The 15,805-nt window shown below is 57.8% G+C and carries 15 protein-coding genes; 11 read left to right on the top strand and 4 right to left on the bottom strand.

The features are described from left to right. Positions 1-16: 16 nt before the first annotated feature. On the bottom strand, positions 17-1,285 hold the full coding sequence (locus GJR98_RS05365) for an amidohydrolase (RefSeq protein ID WP_151136195.1): 1,269 nt from the start codon (positions 1,283-1,285) through the stop codon (positions 17-19). Positions 1,286-1,473: 188 nt separating this feature from the next. On the opposite strand from GJR98_RS05365, the gene GJR98_RS05360 reads away from it, so the two are divergent. The 8 genes from GJR98_RS05360 (at position 1,474) to GJR98_RS05325 (ending at position 9,860) form a co-directional block, all read left to right on the top strand. Then, a complete protein-coding gene (locus GJR98_RS05360) occupies positions 1,474-3,195 on the top strand; it encodes an ABC transporter substrate-binding protein (protein WP_151136193.1) in 1,722 nt (573 codons plus the stop codon). Positions 3,196-3,267: 72 nt separating this feature from the next. Then, the gene (locus GJR98_RS05355) at positions 3,268-4,230 is read left to right on the top strand and encodes an ABC transporter permease (RefSeq protein WP_151139388.1); all 963 of its coding nucleotides are present in this window, start codon (positions 3,268-3,270) and stop codon (positions 4,228-4,230) included. Between the two features lies 1 nt (position 4,231). Then, positions 4,232-5,242: an ABC transporter permease gene (locus GJR98_RS05350; protein WP_151136191.1), complete on the top strand. Its 1,011-nt coding sequence runs from the start codon at positions 4,232-4,234 to the stop codon at positions 5,240-5,242. Then, positions 5,239-6,303, top strand: a complete 1,065-nt coding sequence (locus GJR98_RS05345) for an ABC transporter ATP-binding protein (RefSeq protein ID WP_151136189.1) — start codon at positions 5,239-5,241, stop codon at positions 6,301-6,303. The genes GJR98_RS05350 and GJR98_RS05345 overlap by 4 nt, the downstream gene beginning before the upstream one ends. Next, a complete protein-coding gene (locus GJR98_RS05340) occupies positions 6,296-7,405 on the top strand; it encodes an ABC transporter ATP-binding protein (RefSeq protein WP_151136187.1) in 1,110 nt (369 codons plus the stop codon). Before GJR98_RS05345 ends, GJR98_RS05340 begins: the two co-directional genes overlap by 8 nt. Positions 7,406-8,369: 964 nt before the next feature. Then, complete coding sequence (locus tag GJR98_RS05335) at positions 8,370-8,672, top strand: PadR family transcriptional regulator (RefSeq protein WP_151136183.1); 303 nt, start codon at positions 8,370-8,372, stop codon at positions 8,670-8,672. Positions 8,673-8,830: 158 nt separating this feature from the next. Beyond that, positions 8,831-9,367: a hypothetical protein gene (locus tag GJR98_RS05330; protein ID WP_151136181.1), complete on the top strand. Its 537-nt coding sequence runs from the start codon at positions 8,831-8,833 to the stop codon at positions 9,365-9,367. Beyond that, positions 9,360-9,860, top strand: a complete 501-nt coding sequence (locus GJR98_RS05325; protein ID WP_151136179.1) for a metal-dependent hydrolase — start codon at positions 9,360-9,362, stop codon at positions 9,858-9,860. The genes GJR98_RS05330 and GJR98_RS05325 overlap by 8 nt, the downstream gene beginning before the upstream one ends. A gap of 71 nt (positions 9,861-9,931) precedes the next feature. Here GJR98_RS05325 and GJR98_RS05320 read toward each other — a convergent pair whose 3' ends face one another. Next, a complete protein-coding gene (locus GJR98_RS05320) occupies positions 9,932-10,120 on the bottom strand; it encodes a hypothetical protein (protein ID WP_151136177.1) in 189 nt (62 codons plus the stop codon). 77 nt (positions 10,121-10,197) lie between these two features. Further along, positions 10,198-10,788, bottom strand: coding sequence for an acetyltransferase (locus tag GJR98_RS05315; RefSeq protein ID WP_151136175.1), 591 nt, complete (start codon positions 10,786-10,788; stop codon positions 10,198-10,200). Positions 10,789-10,941: 153 nt separating this feature from the next. Between GJR98_RS05315 and GJR98_RS05310 the strand changes: the two genes are divergently transcribed. Continuing rightward, positions 10,942-11,142: a hypothetical protein gene (locus GJR98_RS05310; RefSeq protein WP_151136173.1), complete on the top strand. Its 201-nt coding sequence runs from the start codon at positions 10,942-10,944 to the stop codon at positions 11,140-11,142. Positions 11,143-11,876: 734 nt separating this feature from the next. Here GJR98_RS05310 and glmM read toward each other — a convergent pair. Further along, positions 11,877-13,196, bottom strand: a complete 1,320-nt coding sequence (glmM, locus tag GJR98_RS05305; protein WP_151136171.1) for a phosphoglucosamine mutase — start codon at positions 13,194-13,196, stop codon at positions 11,877-11,879. A 687-nt stretch (positions 13,197-13,883) separates the two neighbouring features. Between glmM and GJR98_RS05300 the strand changes: the two genes are divergently transcribed. Both GJR98_RS05300 and GJR98_RS05295 read left to right on the top strand, forming a co-directional pair. Beyond that, on the top strand, positions 13,884-14,237 hold the full coding sequence (locus GJR98_RS05300) for a hypothetical protein (RefSeq protein ID WP_151136169.1): 354 nt from the start codon (positions 13,884-13,886) through the stop codon (positions 14,235-14,237). A 163-nt stretch (positions 14,238-14,400) separates the two neighbouring features. Beyond that, positions 14,401-15,786, top strand: coding sequence for a hypothetical protein (locus GJR98_RS05295; protein WP_151136167.1), 1,386 nt, complete (start codon positions 14,401-14,403; stop codon positions 15,784-15,786). The last annotated feature ends 19 nt before the right edge of the window (positions 15,787-15,805 follow it).

The following is a 15,805-nucleotide window of genomic DNA, read 5'->3' as shown; positions in this document are numbered from 1 at the left end:
GGGGTGTTTCCAAGGTTTACAGTGCGCGAATCGTCTGACTGACCACGTCGACACCGATCGCGAGTGCGTCCTCGTCGATGTCGAAGCGCGCAGTATGATGGCCAAACTCGTTGCTCGCACCGATACCGACGTACGTTGCGTTCCCGCCGTTTTCCTGTACCTGTTGGATGAGATACGATGCATCCTCACTCCCCCCGATATCCATTCGCGGGACTACCTCCGAGACAGTGTCGAGCGATGTTGCAACGTCGGCGACCGTATCGACCATCTCGTCGTCTGCGCTGAACGTTGTGGTCTTCCCATACAGTGACGTCTCGAACGAGACATCGTGCATACCGGCAGCATGCGTGAGCACGCGTCGGGCTTTCTCGAGCATGTACTCGTTCAATTCGGCGCTACTGCCGCGTACCTCAACACGCATCCGGGCCTCTTCTGCGACGATGTTTTGTGGATTAGCTGACTCGACCTTCCCGACGTTGATACGAGTCGCACCGTCAGCGTGACGCGGTATTGCGTAGAGGTTCTGAATCGCAGTCGCCGCCGCCTGAAGCGCATTTCGACCTTCGTTGGGAGCGTTACCAGCGTGACTCGGTTCGCCCTCGAACGTCACGTCGAGCTTTGCGTTCGAAAGTGGGTTTTCGTACGCACCGATGACGGTCCCGGTCGGATTCCCGAGGCCAAGGTGAAGTGCCATGAAATACTCGATATCGTCGAGGTGGGTCGTCCCGCTCATCGGTTTCCCACCGCGACCTCCTTCCTCAGCAGGCTGGAAGAAGAGTTTCAGCGTCCCGTCGAACCCACCACTGTCGTCGAGTTCACGAGCGATTCCGAGCCCAATCGCGGTGTGGCCGTCGTGTCCGCATGCATGCATCTCGGACGGGTGGGTACTCCCGAAGCCCATCTCTGCGGGCCGGTGGGCCTCGTCCGTCGACTCGCTCCGCTCGAGTGCATCCATGTCGACGCGTACACCGACGGTCGGGCCAGATTCGTCACCGAACGTCTTCTCTGCAACCAGACCGGTGACGCCATCCATCTGGTCTAGATATGCTTCCGGTGCGCCTTCCTCACGTGCACGGTCGATGGCGGCTTCCACCACGTCGTCACTTGGGACCCCAAGTCGTTCTTCTCGGACGACGGCGTCGTCGCCGAGATGAAGGGTGAACCCTCGGTCGTCAAGTGCAGCAGCGATGAGGGCAGTGGTTCGGAACTCCTTCCACCCGGACTCAGGATGGGCATGGATGTCTCGTCGTAACTCTCTCAGCGAGAGCGAACTGGCATACGCCATGCCCCGAGATTGAAATCGCCCGATAAAACTGTTCGGGATGCGGTAGCACAACAAAAACAACGATACACACTCCTGTGAGTTTATCGCAATTGTGAGGGCGCTTACCAAAGTTATAAATAAGGGTATTCCATGTTCTGAGATAGCATACGTACCATTCCAGTAGAAGGTACGAACGATCTAACATAACCATGTCAGACGACAACCTCACCGAGATTAATTTGGACAGGCGGCAATTTATGGCAGCGGCAAGCGCGATTGGCGGAGCGTCACTTGCAGGCTGTATGGGTGGTGGCTCAGACTCCTCTTCGAGCAGTGACGGTGAGACTGCGGCGAGTTCAGACGAGCGTGTCAGAGTCAACGTTGCAATCGCAGCAGAGGCGTGGAACTTCGACCCTGCACTCTGGACGGACACTGCAACGAGCACGATTGGTGGACTCATCTACGACGAAGTCATCGAACTGACGCCCGATTCGGAGCTCCAGGCGGGACTCGCAACCGAAGTCCCAGACCCGATCGACGGGGGCAAAGCGTTCGAATACACGCTTCGCGAGGGAATCACGTTCCACAACGGCGACGAGGTGACAGTCGAGGACTTCAAGTACTCCGTCGACTGGATTCTGAACCCCGAGAACAACTCCCCGGTCAAGAGCCGGATGCCGTTCGTCGAGAGCACGGAAATCGTCGGCGACCGGACGCTTCGATTGAACCTCTCGAAGCCGTTCGGGACGCTCAACTGGTGGCTTACTCGCAGTCTGGAGGCAATCGTCCCGAAGGGCTCGCGCGGTGATACAGCAGAAGGCAAGGGCCCGAGCGGTCTCGCAACCGACCTCACGAAAGACCCAAGCGGCGCAGGGACTGGTCCGTTCAAGTTCGTCGAGTGGAAGAGTGGCAGCCACGTCCTCCTCGAGAAGAACGAGAACTATTGGAAAGACGGTGCGCCGGCAGTCGACGAAATCAAATTCAACTTCATCGGCGAGGATTCGACGCGACTCGCAAATCTCCGGTCTGGGAAGCTCCACCTGACCAACAAGGTTCCACCGAAGGACTTCGAGAGTCTCGGCGACCAGCCCGACATCACTACAGAATCTGCCCCAGGTAACCTCACCCAAGTTCTGTACGTGAACATGATGGAAGCTGAGGGCAACCCGATGAGCAACCGTCACAATCGTCGAGCCGTCCTCTTCGGCATCGACCGGCAGGAGATTCTCGACGAAATCTTCTACGGAGAAGGCGCAGTCCAATCTGGGCCGTGGTACCCAGACAGCGAGTGGACCTCTCCCAAGCTCAAGGAGATGGACATGTACGACCCAGAGAAAGCAAAGAAGGAACTCGAGCTCGCGGGCAACCCCGATGGCTTCGAGATGGACATCATCGCGACGAAGGGGTCGTGGTTCAAAGACGAAGCTGTCGTCATCCAGAACCAGCTTTCGAAAATCGGTATCGAAGCCAGCGTCACCGCCGTCGACAAGTCCACCCTTCTCAACGAAGTCTACGGTACGAGTACGTGGCACGCCGCGATGGAAGACTGGTCGCAGTCGATTCCGATTGCCACGTCGTGGCTCGACGCCGGATACGCCGATAACAACCACAACCACAACAACTGGCACCACCCCTCCGAGGACCTCGAAGACATTTACGCTCCGAGCGGCCCAGCAGCGCCGGAAGACGCTGAGGGCGACTTCTCGAACGGCCACGAGTGGTACGTCTCGAAGCTTCGCGAAGCACAGGCAGCAACGGACGAACAGAAGCAGAAAGAAATCGTCTGGGAGCTCGAAGAGTACCTCGTCGAACACGGTATCCAGATCGACATCGCCTACGTGAACAAACTGGAGGCGTGGCGCAACAGCATCAACGACTACGAGGTGGGTACGTTCGAAGACAACTACCAATTCATCTCGAAGGGCGAGTGAAGATTCCATGTGCTGTAGATTGAGACTGGTGTCCGCCCCCTCCGCTGCTGTGGGAGTGTCCCAGTCATGAGTATGAACAGATTCGTCCTCAAGCGCCTGCTGCTGAGTATTCCGGTGCTCCTCGGGGTCAGTCTGGTCGTCTTCGCATTGGTGCACTTAGCACCGGGGGGTCCCGTCCGAGTGATGCTCGGCCCGCTCAGTAACGAAGAGCTAGTCAGACAGATTCGCCGTGAGATGGGCCTCAACCAGCCGCTGTACATGCAGTACGGCCTCTGGATTGTCGACGCCCTGCAGGGCGATTTCGGCGTCTCATGGACCGTCAAGCAAGGCGCCCCTGTGACGGACATCATCATGGAGCGCGTTCCGCTGACGGTGGAACTGTCCATTCTCAGTATGATCACTGCAATCCTCATCGCCATCCCGGCGGGAATCATCAGTGCAATCAGGAAGGACAAACCAGCAGATCATGCTGCACGGGTTGCGGCCCTGTCCGGCATCTCGATTCCGGACTTTTGGCTCGGCATCATCCTGATTATGATCTTCGCAGTGCAGTTTTCGTTCCCGTGGGCGACTGGTGGGTGGACACCACCGTGGGTCGACCCGGTTGCGAACCTCCAGCAGTTGTTCCTCCCTGTCATCACGCTGGGGACAGCGTACTCGGCACTCATCGCACGGATGATGCGTTCGGAGATGCTGGACACACTCGGCCAAGATTACATCAAAACCGCCCGTGCGATGGGAATTAGCACTCGCGAGGTCGTCCTCAAAGATGCCTCGAAGAATGCGCTCATTCCTGTCGTGACCGTAATCGGTGTCGGCCTCGGCCAACTGATGAACGGCGCAATCTTGACCGAGACGGTATTCAACCTTCCCGGCGTCGGAAAGCTACTGATTCTGGCAATCGACAGACGTGACTACCGAATCATCCAGGCGTTAATCCTGTTCATCTCGTCGGTGTTCGTGTTTGCGAACCTCGCGGTGGACGTCCTGTACGCCTACCTCGACCCGAGAATCAGACACGAAGGTGGGAACTGACATGGCAACGAAAGATCAATCTTCAACCGAGACGGTCCCAAGCGCACAGGCACCCAACAAGCATCACTCTCAGTTCGAGATGTTCTGGAAGGAGTTCCGCCAGAACACCCTCTCGCTTGTGGGGAGTGCAATTATCCTCACGATGCTGTTGACTGCAGTGTTTGCACCGTTCATCGCACCGCAGGACCCGACGACTCAGTTCCAAGCACCGGAAGGTGAGCACAACCCGATGCCGATGGGGACCGAGATGATCGTCGAGAACAACGCCGGTGAGGAAATCGGCACGATGACGGCCTACCTCGGCACCGACCACCACGGTCGCGATATCCTCTCTCGGATTATTTACGGCATGCGGACATTGATGACCGTCTCACTTGGTGTCGTCCTGTTCGCGATGGGAATCGGTGTGAGTGCTGGCGCAATTGCGGGCTACTACCGTAACTCGTGGATCGACGAGATCATCATGCGCTTCATGGACGTCCTCTTTTCGTTCCCGAGTCTCATCCTCGCCATTGCCGTGCTCGGGGTCCTCGGGGTCGGAGACACGGAGTACGGTTCGTTCGTGCTCCCGAACATCCTCAAAGTCATCATCGTCATTGGGGTCGTCTACATCCCTAGTTTCGCGCGTGTCATGCGTGGGTCTGTCCTCAAAGAGATGGAAGAAGACTACGTCGACGCCGCGAAATCACTCGGTGCGAGTGACAAGCACATCTTGGTGAAAGATATTGCCGTGAACACGTTGCCGACGGTCGTCGTCCAAGGGACGCTCTACATGGGTACGGCGGTGCTAGCAAGTGCAGCACTGTCGTTCCTCGGACTCGGAATCCAGCCACCAAATTCGAGCCTTGGTCTGATGTTGTCGAATGCGCGTGGCTACCTGTACAGTGGCGAGTGGTGGTACTCGGTGTTCCCCGGTCTCGTCATTGTCCTCACCATCCTCGGGTTCAACTTACTCGGCGATGGGCTGCGCGATGCGCTTGACCCACGGTACTCCAAGGAGGCAGAAAAATGAGCACAAGCGAACCTGTACTCGAAATTCGTGACCTCGTCACGCAGTTCTACACTGACGAAGGCACGGTCAAAGCTGTCGATGGGTCGTCATTCGACCTCTATGAGGGAGAGACCCTCGGTATCGTCGGCGAAAGTGGGAGTGGCAAGAGCGTGACGGCACTGTCGATGATGCAACTCGTCGACAGTCCAGGACAAATCGTCGACGGAACCATCCGCTACCGTGGGGAAGACCTCCTCGAAAAAAGCGAATCGGAGATGCGCTCCATTCGCGGCAACGATATCGCGATGATGTTCCAGGACCCGATGACGAGTCTGAACCCCGTCTTTACCGTCGGTGACCAGATATCTCGCGTCATCCGAACGCATCAAGACGTTTCGGACGAAGAAGCCAAAGCGCGAACAATCGAGCTCATGGAAGACGTCGGTATTCCTGAGCCAACCTCCCGCATTGACAACTATCCTCACCAGTTCAGTGGTGGAATGCGTCAACGAGCACTGCTCGCCATGGCAATCTCCTGTGAGCCCGACGTCCTCATCGCCGACGAACCAACGACAGCGCTCGACGTGACTATCGAGACGCAGATCTTCAATGTCCTCGATAAGCTGCAGGAAAAGTATGGGATGAGTATCATCCTCATAACGCACGACCTCGGTGTCGTTGCCGGGACGTGTGACCGTGTTGCAGTTGCGTACGGTGGACGCATCGTCGAACGTGCAGGTGTCGACGACCTCTTCGAGAATCCACGACATCCGTACACGCGCGGCCTCATGCGGTCGATTCCACGTCTGACCGACGATACTGACCGACTGACGCCTGTCGAAGGTGACGTCCCGAACCTCGTCAACCTTCCCTCCGGTTGCTCGTTCCATCCGCGGTGCCCACATGCGACCGAAGAGTGTCGCAAGGTCGACCCCGAACTGCGAGAAGTCGAACCCGGCCGCGAGGCTGCGTGCATTCGCGCAAAGGGATACGGTTCTGAAACGGTCGTCGAGGAAGAACAGACAGGCCGTGGTCGACTACAGATGACAGCCACCTCCGATGGAGGTGAATCCCATGAGTAACACAGATCCACTCCTCTCGGTTTCCGGTCTCCACAAGCACTTCACACAGAACGATGGGTTCATCGACCGCTTGTTCGGTGCCGACGAAACGGTGAAGGCCGTCAACGGTGTCGACTTCGAGATTGCGAAAGGTGAGACCCTCGGTCTCGTGGGCGAGTCTGGCAGTGGGAAATCCACGACCGCCCGATCCGTGCTTCGACTGGACGAACCGACGTCTGGGACGGTCAAATACGATGGCACGGACCTCACGTCGCTCTCGGAGAGCGAGATGAAAGAGATGCGTAAGCAGGTCCAAATCGTCTTCCAAGACCCTGCATCGAGTCTCAACCGACGCAAGACAGTCGGTCAAATCATCAAACAACCGATGGAGATTCACGGCCTGTACAAGGGCGAGCGCGACGCCCGGGTCAACGAACTCATGGAGACCGTCGGGTTACCGCCACAGTATTCGAACCGGTACCCACACGAGTTCTCCGGTGGGCAACGCCAGCGCGTCGGCATCGCCCGTGCGCTCGCAGTTGACCCTGAGTTCATCGTCGCTGACGAACCTGTCTCGGCTCTGGACGTGTCTATCCAGGCACAGATACTCAATCTGCTGACAGACCTTCAGGACGAGTTCGACCTGACGCTGTTGTTCATCGCACACGACCTCAGTGTGATTCGACACGCCTGTGACCGGGTGGCAGTCATGTATCTGGGTGAAATCGTCGAAATCGCGGATGCTGACGAACTCTTCACGAATCCCCAGCACCCCTACACCCGGGCGCTACTGCAAGCGATTCCACAACCGGTCCCAGAACTTGCTCGGCAACGCGAGGTTCTCGAAGGAGAGGTTCCGTCGCCACTCGATCCGCCATCGGGATGTTCGTTTAATCCACGTTGTCCCGACGCAACCGAAGAGTGCACCACGGTCGACCCGACGCTTGACGACGTCGGTGGTGCGACGGGCGGCCACAAGGCTGCGTGTATCCACGTCGACGAATTCGACCGCGGCGCTGGTGTGGAAAGTATGAAGCAAGCTGTCGACGAACGGTTTAGTATCGAGAACTTCGATGCAGAGCCGGCTCTTGCGGCCGACGGAAGCGGGGAGGGCGAACAGTGAATATCGCTGTGAAGCCGATGCTTCGCATCGCTCTGACGTTCGCGATCGTGTGGTTCTATCGGGGACTCCTCCCACCACTTTCGCCACTTGTCAGTACGCTCGTCCTTATCGCTCTCGGGATACCCACATGGATTCTCCTCAGTAGGTTCCTGTTCAATACGGGCGGTGCCCTCTCATCGGTCACTGACGAGTTCGAACGCACCTCGTAGCAGCGAAGGTGGACCTGACGTACGGTCACACCAACCTGCCTTCGGTCGCCCTTCCATCATATCGGGATTTGGGTTCTGTTGTGTGTCTTATGTTCGCTCAGCGTAGGTCTGAGAAGGCTCTTGGCTCGCGATTTTCGAATCCGACACCGTGAGGAAGACTAGAACGGTTTTTCTGAATGATGAGAAACCAGAACCACGGGTGTCGTTGAACTACTTATTTTCGCATATTTTGTTGAATCCATGTCTAATACAGGCTGCGAACCGTTCCGTTGTAGTTTGTCTTAAATATTACAGTTCTGAGAAGCTATCAGAGCTAAATCGGTAACGATTGAGCGTCACAGCCAACACAATATGTGTGAATTCACACAATACTGGTCTACTCTGATATTAAAATCAGTCGCTTTTTTTCAGATAGGTCGCCCGTTCTGTTTCCCAACTGCAGATATTCTCTCACAAATATCCAAAAACTCGATTGTTGAGGGCCCTGGCCCACACATAGTATTCAACTTGAAAACAATACTCTCATCCGAAAAATCGGACCACGAGGGATCTCGGTGGGGCCACCCAAGTATTGATATTTCGATGATGTTTCTACAGGAAGAACAAGGCGAGTTCCTCGGGGCTTGACCCCGAGGCGGTTCACTGCCAGTGAAGCGACCCCAGCTACGTTAGGTTGAGCCTCCCTCGATTATGTCACAGACTAACTACAGGAAAGCGACGTATACTGATGGTGAAATAGTACGTATTGTCGGCCTATGTTTGCCCTGACAGGATTCCAGCGGGACATACTATACGCCAGTGCAGAGCTGACACACCCTTCGGGGCAAGACATCAAGGAACACCTCATCGAGATAACGTCGCTCTCAGATGTCAATCACGGTCGACTCTACCCCAATCTCGACGTGTTAGTCGAGCGCGGCTACCTCGAGAAAGGCGATCTCGACCGCCGCACCAATTACTATGCCCTCAGTGAAAAGGGAGAGGCCGCAATCCGTGAGCGACGCATGTGGGAGGACGCCCATCTCGAAGAAACAAATCAGATGGGGCCGTTTGGGTAGACAGCAGTCGTTTCCGTGTCATCGTGATACGCTGTACATCGCGGAGAAGTAGCATCTCGACGCCGAGCGTCTGCTTCGTGACTGTGACCGAGAGATGACAGAGATACCCAAGCCGAGCAACGAGAACACTTAGTCGCTCGACGCCGTACCGAACGCCAATGCCCACCACATCGGTTCGACGCCTCGTTGGCATCCTCGTCTTACTGGGCTGTCTCTTCGGACTCCTGGTCTGGTACGGGTCGCTCGCGCCCAACCCGTCGGTCGGTGCCTACCCAGATTCAGAAGATCTCGGACCCGAGTACGATGCGTGGGTGGGTGAACAGACCAGTCTGACGGGAACGGTGGTCGAGACGGACCCACTCACCATCGTGAGCGAGTACGGGACTGGCGAGCTCCTTCGCCTCCAGGTCACAGACGCCGACGTCGACGCCCAGCAAGGAGAAACCCTCGCACTGTACGGCGTCGTCGAGCCAGACAACACGATCCGGGCACTCAACGCCTACACCGTCCCGTCGACCAACTACGTCTACATGTACGGTGTCTCCTTCCTCGCCGGCCTGTGGGTGCTCGGGAGACTCGCTCGAGACTGGCGACTCGACTGGAAGACGTGGTCGTTAGAACCTCGAGAGAGCCCATTGTCGCTGCGTCGTGGCCTTGTCGACACCCGCCAGTCCACGGAGGACCACGATGCCTGACTTGCTCGCACACGCGTTGTTGGCCTACACCATCGCCTTGCTCGCCTCGTGGCGCTACGAGTGGATTACTCGCCCCTACGTCACGGTGGCGATGGCTGGGGCGTTCATCCCCGATATGGCGAAAGTCGACTTGGTGTTCTCGAGCGCGCGGGTCGAACAACTTCTCGGCATTCCGTTCAGTTGGTTCGGACTGCACACGACTGGTGCAGCCGTCTGCTCAGTCCTCATTGGTGTCCTCTTAGTCCGCTCCAACGAACGAGTGCGCGTCGCCTCACTCCTCGCAGTCGGTGCCGCGTCACACCTCATTGCAGATGCGTTCTTGTTGAAGCCGACCGGACAGTCGTACGCACTGCTCTGGCCGCTGACGAGGTATTACCCACCCACGCCAGGGCTCTATCTGAGTACGGATATGCTGCCCGCACTCGTGCTCGGCGTCAGTGCAGTCGTAGTGACGCTCGTGACTCGCGCTCGGCACAGACAGGAGTCACGCTAAGACGAACGAAAGCGACAGCAAAACGTCGCACGGCTACTTCGTGACCACGCAGACGACGAGGTGTTTTCCACCTAGTCACGCCAGCGTGCGTCGCCCCACAGGCCACACCGTGCCATCGCGTCGTCGTAGTAGGTCACGATAACTTCTCGCTCGACCTCGAGCTCTTCAGACTCTTCGGTTGCCTCTTCGTCGGCTACTTCGCCGATTTCGGCCTCGTCGTTGTGTTCTTCGTGAAGTTCAGGCTTTCGAGCGGGTTCCATGTATGACGTACACGGTATATCCAGTTAATGTTTTCTTAGAATCACATTATCGGCGAGATACCACGCACGATGGCGGACTATTCGTTCTGCTCGACTGCGCCCTCCACTGCCTCACGCACCACGCTCACGAACACTGCGTGGTCCGAAAGCGCAGACCGAAGCGCTTCGTAGTACGCGACGGTGTCGCCTGCAGTGAACCGGTAGTCGGCACTCCAGAGCGTCCGACCCCTGCCGAACGCTCCCTCGGGAACGTCTCCTGACTCCTCGATGAATGCCGTCAGCTCGTCGATGATGCGCTCGCGGAGCGCCGCGTACGGCGAGTCGCCCGAGAAGTCGGCGTCTCCGTGGACTCCGTCTTCGAGGTGCATCTCGAACCGGAGGTGACCACGCTGGAGGGCCTGCGGGTCGGGATAGTGTTCGAAGTGCAAGTCGAACCCCTGATCACGGCCGATGTCCCACGCCTGCGGCATGACGCGTCCCCACGGTTTCCCCGAGTCGAGGTGTTCCCACGTCTGTGGGCCGTCCGGTGGGTATGCGCGGAGGTAGTCGGCCCACTCGTACTGGAGGACCTCACGAGCGAGTTTCGACACGGCATCGCGTGTCGCGTCGACTTGCATCTCGTAGTCGAGATAGTAGCTTGCTTCGTCGACGGTATCTGGGCCGTTCATATTCCCTTGCTAGTCGTCCACACGGTTAAATGTTCGACACGAACGATGAAAACCGGTCGTTGGACCCGAAAAGACCCTCTATTGTGGGGTTCAGCGCGGAGAATATTCTGTGAGACCCAAGCTACTTACCGCTATCTTAGTACTAGTTTAGTAATGTCTCAGACACTCGAAGTCGCTCCTCACGAGATTACTGAGGGGTCGACGATTCGGCATTCGACGCTCTGCAACGAGCAGACGGTCGTCGAGATTGCAGACCAGGCTGTTCGGACGACGTGCGGTAACCAGGAGTTCGTCTATCCACGCGAGCAACTCGCGCTCGACCTGTCTGTCGGCCGGTTCGAAGTCGTCTCGTAGTCTCGGTGGCTGTGCGAGTGAGATCTGATTTCTGACTGATATCAGACGCGATTCGTTACACGGTTTGCTGCGTTCCTTGGTCCGATTTTCCGCTGTACTCACCTACAGGGTTGCTCAAAATGGCCCGTTTTCTACACCCATTTGCGTATTTATGTGGCTCCGTCTCGCCCGCTACACCCCCGGATTCCAGGGGTGTACACAGACGCCATTTTCCCGCAAGGGTGTACTCGATTTTGCGCCTTCAGGGGTGTACCGAACTCCCTGGAATCACGTCGTCCACCCAATTTCGCGCTTTCGTCGATTCCCCATATCTGGCTGCGAGCGCCCGTAGAACCCGATTATTGCATTTCTGAAGAAGTCGGCGCAACGTCGATTCACCCGCGAATTAGCTATCGTCGAGCTGGCCCGAGTTGCTGAAACCCCGGTACACCCCATCGTTAGTGGGGTGTATCGGGTGAGTAGAAATTCGGGAATGAGCCGGTTTTTTGGCAGTTGTCGCAGCTACCAGGTTCCTGTCACGACGACTGCTCACACCCCGTGTTTCGACGCGAGAGCCTCGCTCGGTGACGTTCGCTCGACCTGAAGGAGGGGTTCGAAGAACGGCCAATGTGGGGTGTGCGATGGCCACCAGGTGTGGTGTCTCGATGGCTGCCACACTACCGGGTGAATCAACCGCTTACTTCCGGGAGAATCCACGGGTGTACAGCACCAAAAGCGGTGCCGAAGTCGGCGTCTTATCGAGCGTCTTCGACGAACTCTCGGGCCTCAGCCAACAACTCGTCTGCCCGCTGTTCGTCACGTGCTTCGGCAGTCAACCGGACGAGCGGTTGTGTTCCACTGGCACGAACGAGGAACCACCCATCGTTGAGTTCGACACGCACGCCATCGAGCGTCGAGACTTGGTCAGTATCGTACGTCCGCAACAGTGCGTCACGAACACTGGCCATGACCTCCACCTTCTGCTCGGTCTCCACACTCGTTCGCCGGAGTGGGTACGCCGCCAACGCGTCACGCTGCGCAGCGAGTGACCCGCGCTGTTCGACGAGTTCGACGAGTTTGCACGCAGCGAGTGGGCCATCAGGGCAGAGCGTCTCTTCAGGCCAAATCCACGCGCCACTGGGCTCACCACCGAAGACGACGTCGTCGTCACGGGCCGCTTCGGCGACGAACACGTCACCAACCTTCGTGCGTGTGAGCGAGGCGCCCTGGGTTTCGAGGACGTCGTCGACGACGAGACTCGTGTTCAGAGGGGCAGCAACACGCTCACCATCTGAGACAACCTCACGGGCGAACAGTGCGAGGAGTTCGTCGCCCTCGACGAACGAGCCTGTCTCGTCGACAGCCATCATCCGGTCGGCATCGCCGTCGTGGGCAATCCCGATATCGGCGTCGGTGTTCGCCACGACAGAACACAGCGTCTCGCACGTCTCAGCAGTGGGCTCGCTGGGCCGCCCGGGGAAGCGACCATCGGGTGCTGCGTTCAGCGTCTGGACGTCGCACCCCATGCGGAGCAAGGCTTCGACAGTCGCCCCACCCATACCGTTGCCGAGGTCGACGACGACCGAACACTCTCCGTCGATATCGACTGCATCACAGAGTGCATCGACGTGTCGCGCAGTGAGGTGCTCGTCGGCTTGCTCGTTGCCGACGGCGTTCCATGGTGCATGAGCCCGTTCGTCCGCGTCGAGGGCACGCTCGATATCGTCGCGACGGTCTTCACCAAACGCCTGCCCCGACGGCTCCCACAGCTTGAATCCGTTATCTTCGGGTGGGTTGTGCGATGCAGTGATCATGAGTCCAGCATCCGAATCAGTCCATGCGACACCACGTGCGAGCGTCGGCGTCGACACCTCACCAGCACGGACGACGTCGACACCCGCACTCCGGAGGGCCGCGCTCGCAGCATCGGCGAGTAGTGGACTCGTCGTTCGTGCATCGCGGCCGATGACGACACGCTCTGAACCACATACTGCGAGTGCATGCCCAAGCGCCGTCGCGAGTTCGGGTGTAATCAGGTCCCCCACAGGACCGCGTACACCACTCGTTCCGAACATGTGTCAACGTTCTTCTATCGTACAATGAACGCTTCGTCTCAGAGAGTTGGCATCGTGACGAGCGTACCCACGGTACCGAGCGTATCTTCGTCGACAGTTCGTGGCAACAAAACAACAAGATAGGCAAAGTATCTGCGTCGATGTAGTTGCAGGCGGTACTGTCGGAAGGTGTGACAACACCACATCGATGGCTGCACCAATCGGAATTGACTTCGAGATACGTCGAGCCGTCAGCATCGAAGGTGGGATCCACGAATCCCAAGAAACGAATTCCCTCGTTCGATTGGTCAGAACAGACCAGGGCAGGGGAAACGTGTTTGGTGCTCTGAGAACGGCCAGGTGCCTCAGTGTGTGGGGGGAGGGGGAAACACCGAGACTAGTAAGCGCCTGACCATTTTCGGCTTCAATTGTCTACAATATAAACATTCCGTGATACCAGACTGTTTACGACTGAGTGACGCGAGGCTCGATGGCAGAAAGGGAAACGCCGTGCGAAACGTGATATCGTGTCATCAATGGGATGCACGGAACGTTTCCCTACTGTCCACATGTGGTAAGACCTGTACTCCGTTTTGGCGTCGGCAATATTCAATGTCGACAACCTGTCCTCACGTACCCCCGAAATAGCGTGAGTGAACACCGACCGCATGTGAACACATTGATAGGTCTTGGCTGGAAGGATAGCGTGTGAGCGTTTACGAATCGATTCACGAGTTCGTTGGCGACCACGAGACCCTCCACTCGGTCAGTCAGTACGACCAGATGACGGTGATACTGACCGACACCCGTCTCGTCGAACTCAAACACCCCGCAGACCACACCACGACGGAAGACGTCACGTCGTTTCGGTCGATTCACTTCTCGCGCCCGTCGATAATCGGCTACTCTATCGACCTCGGTGACGACCGGACGACCATTTGCCTCCACAACCAGTCGGGAGTACCCATCGAGTCAGTCACCCTCCCCGAACGCGACCACCGCTTTGCAGTCGTGTTCTCGACGACCATCGCAGACGGTGAACAACTGAGCTGCCCGGCCTGAGCAGTCGAGAGAGGTGATAATGTGGTGCCGAGATGAGGGCCTCTGTGAGCACCCAACTATAACACTAGTGTGGGAGTTACAGCACCTGTCGTGGCCCAGTCGAGCGAGTCAATCCACACACATGACAACGTATTTGTGAGAACCCACGTAACTGCAGGTAACCGTGGGAGAGTCGCTTCGCTGTGCGTACGAGCACGACGTGGGGTCTGATGGGAGTGACCACACACAGACGGCAGACGAGTCAGTGTGGCAGTGTCCTCACCCCGCGAGCGACGAAACCGACTACTGTCTGTTTCACACAGCAATCGAAGACAAGGACACCGACGTAGTCACTGCAGCGCTCGTCGAGGCGATAAACGACCCCGACCAACCGTCGACGTTCATCGGTGCACAGTTCGACGCGCTCGATCTCGCAGGCGAACGCCTCGGTGGTGACGACGCAGTCGACCTTCGGGAGGTTATCGTTCGGAACGACATCGACCTCAGTGAGGCGACCATCGAGACCCCACTTCAGTTAGACGCGGCATCGGTCGGCGGAACGCTGTCCATGCAGCGACTCGAAACGAGTGGCGACATCTCGTGTCGACACCTGCAGACCGCTGGTCAGTGGTTGCTCTTCGATGCAAGAATCGGTGGGAGGCTCGACGCGTTCGGATTCAGTGGCACGTCACTCGTCGCCACAGGAGTCAACGTCGGCGACGGCATCTCGGTCAGGAAGGGAACGGTCGACGAACAGGTCGACTTCACACAAGCAACGGTCGACGGACCGGTCTGGCTCTCGCACACCGACATCGGCGGCCACCTCGACACTGGAGCAGCAGTGTATCACGACCGACTGTCGCTCGCACATTGCCGGGTCGAGGGTGACGTCGCCCTCCGGGATTCGACAGTCGAAGCCGAACTCTTACTCGACCATCTTCACGTGTGCGGGACGTTCGACGCGACGAACCTGCACGTCGCACACGGCGTCGACGCGAAGAGTAGCCAATTCGACGGCGAGGTCGATTTCACCGAGTTCACTGCCACTGGTGGCCACCTCGAGTTTGGATACGCCCGGTTCGACGCCGCTGTGTACTTCGATGCGGTCACCATCGACAGCACACACCTCTCGTTCCAGAACGCCCACTTCAGTGGCGGAACCGTGTCGTTCGTTCGTGCTGCCATCACGGGGACACTCACACTGTCTGGAGCGCGATTCACTCCGGAGTCGCCGTTTCGGATGGTCGAAACCAGAGTGGGACGGAACGTCGTCTGCGACCACGTCTCGTTCGGTGGAGAAGTGTACTGGAACGCGTTGCGAGTGAACGACAACGTCGACTTCTCGGACTGCACCGTCACGGCTCTCGAATTCGGTGTCGAGATCGGCGGGCGGTTAGACTTCGCGTACACGTACGTCTCTGCGCGTGCTGGCTTCACAGAAACCGTCGTTCGGGGACCTGCTCGCTTTACGAGCGCTCGGTTCGACAGCGAGCCATCTCTCACCGACGCCACACTCGAGGGTGACGTCGCAGCGTACGATGTGTCTGTCCAGTCACCCGAGACTCGGTGAGGCGACGGCAGTACTGTCG

It is taken from the genome of Haloferax marinisediminis (assembly GCF_009674585.1).
Taxonomy (GTDB): domain Archaea; phylum Halobacteriota; class Halobacteria; order Halobacteriales; family Haloferacaceae; genus Haloferax; species Haloferax marinisediminis.
The sequence above is the reverse complement of the archived record's forward strand: the minus strand, read 5'-3'. Positions and strand labels throughout refer to the sequence as shown.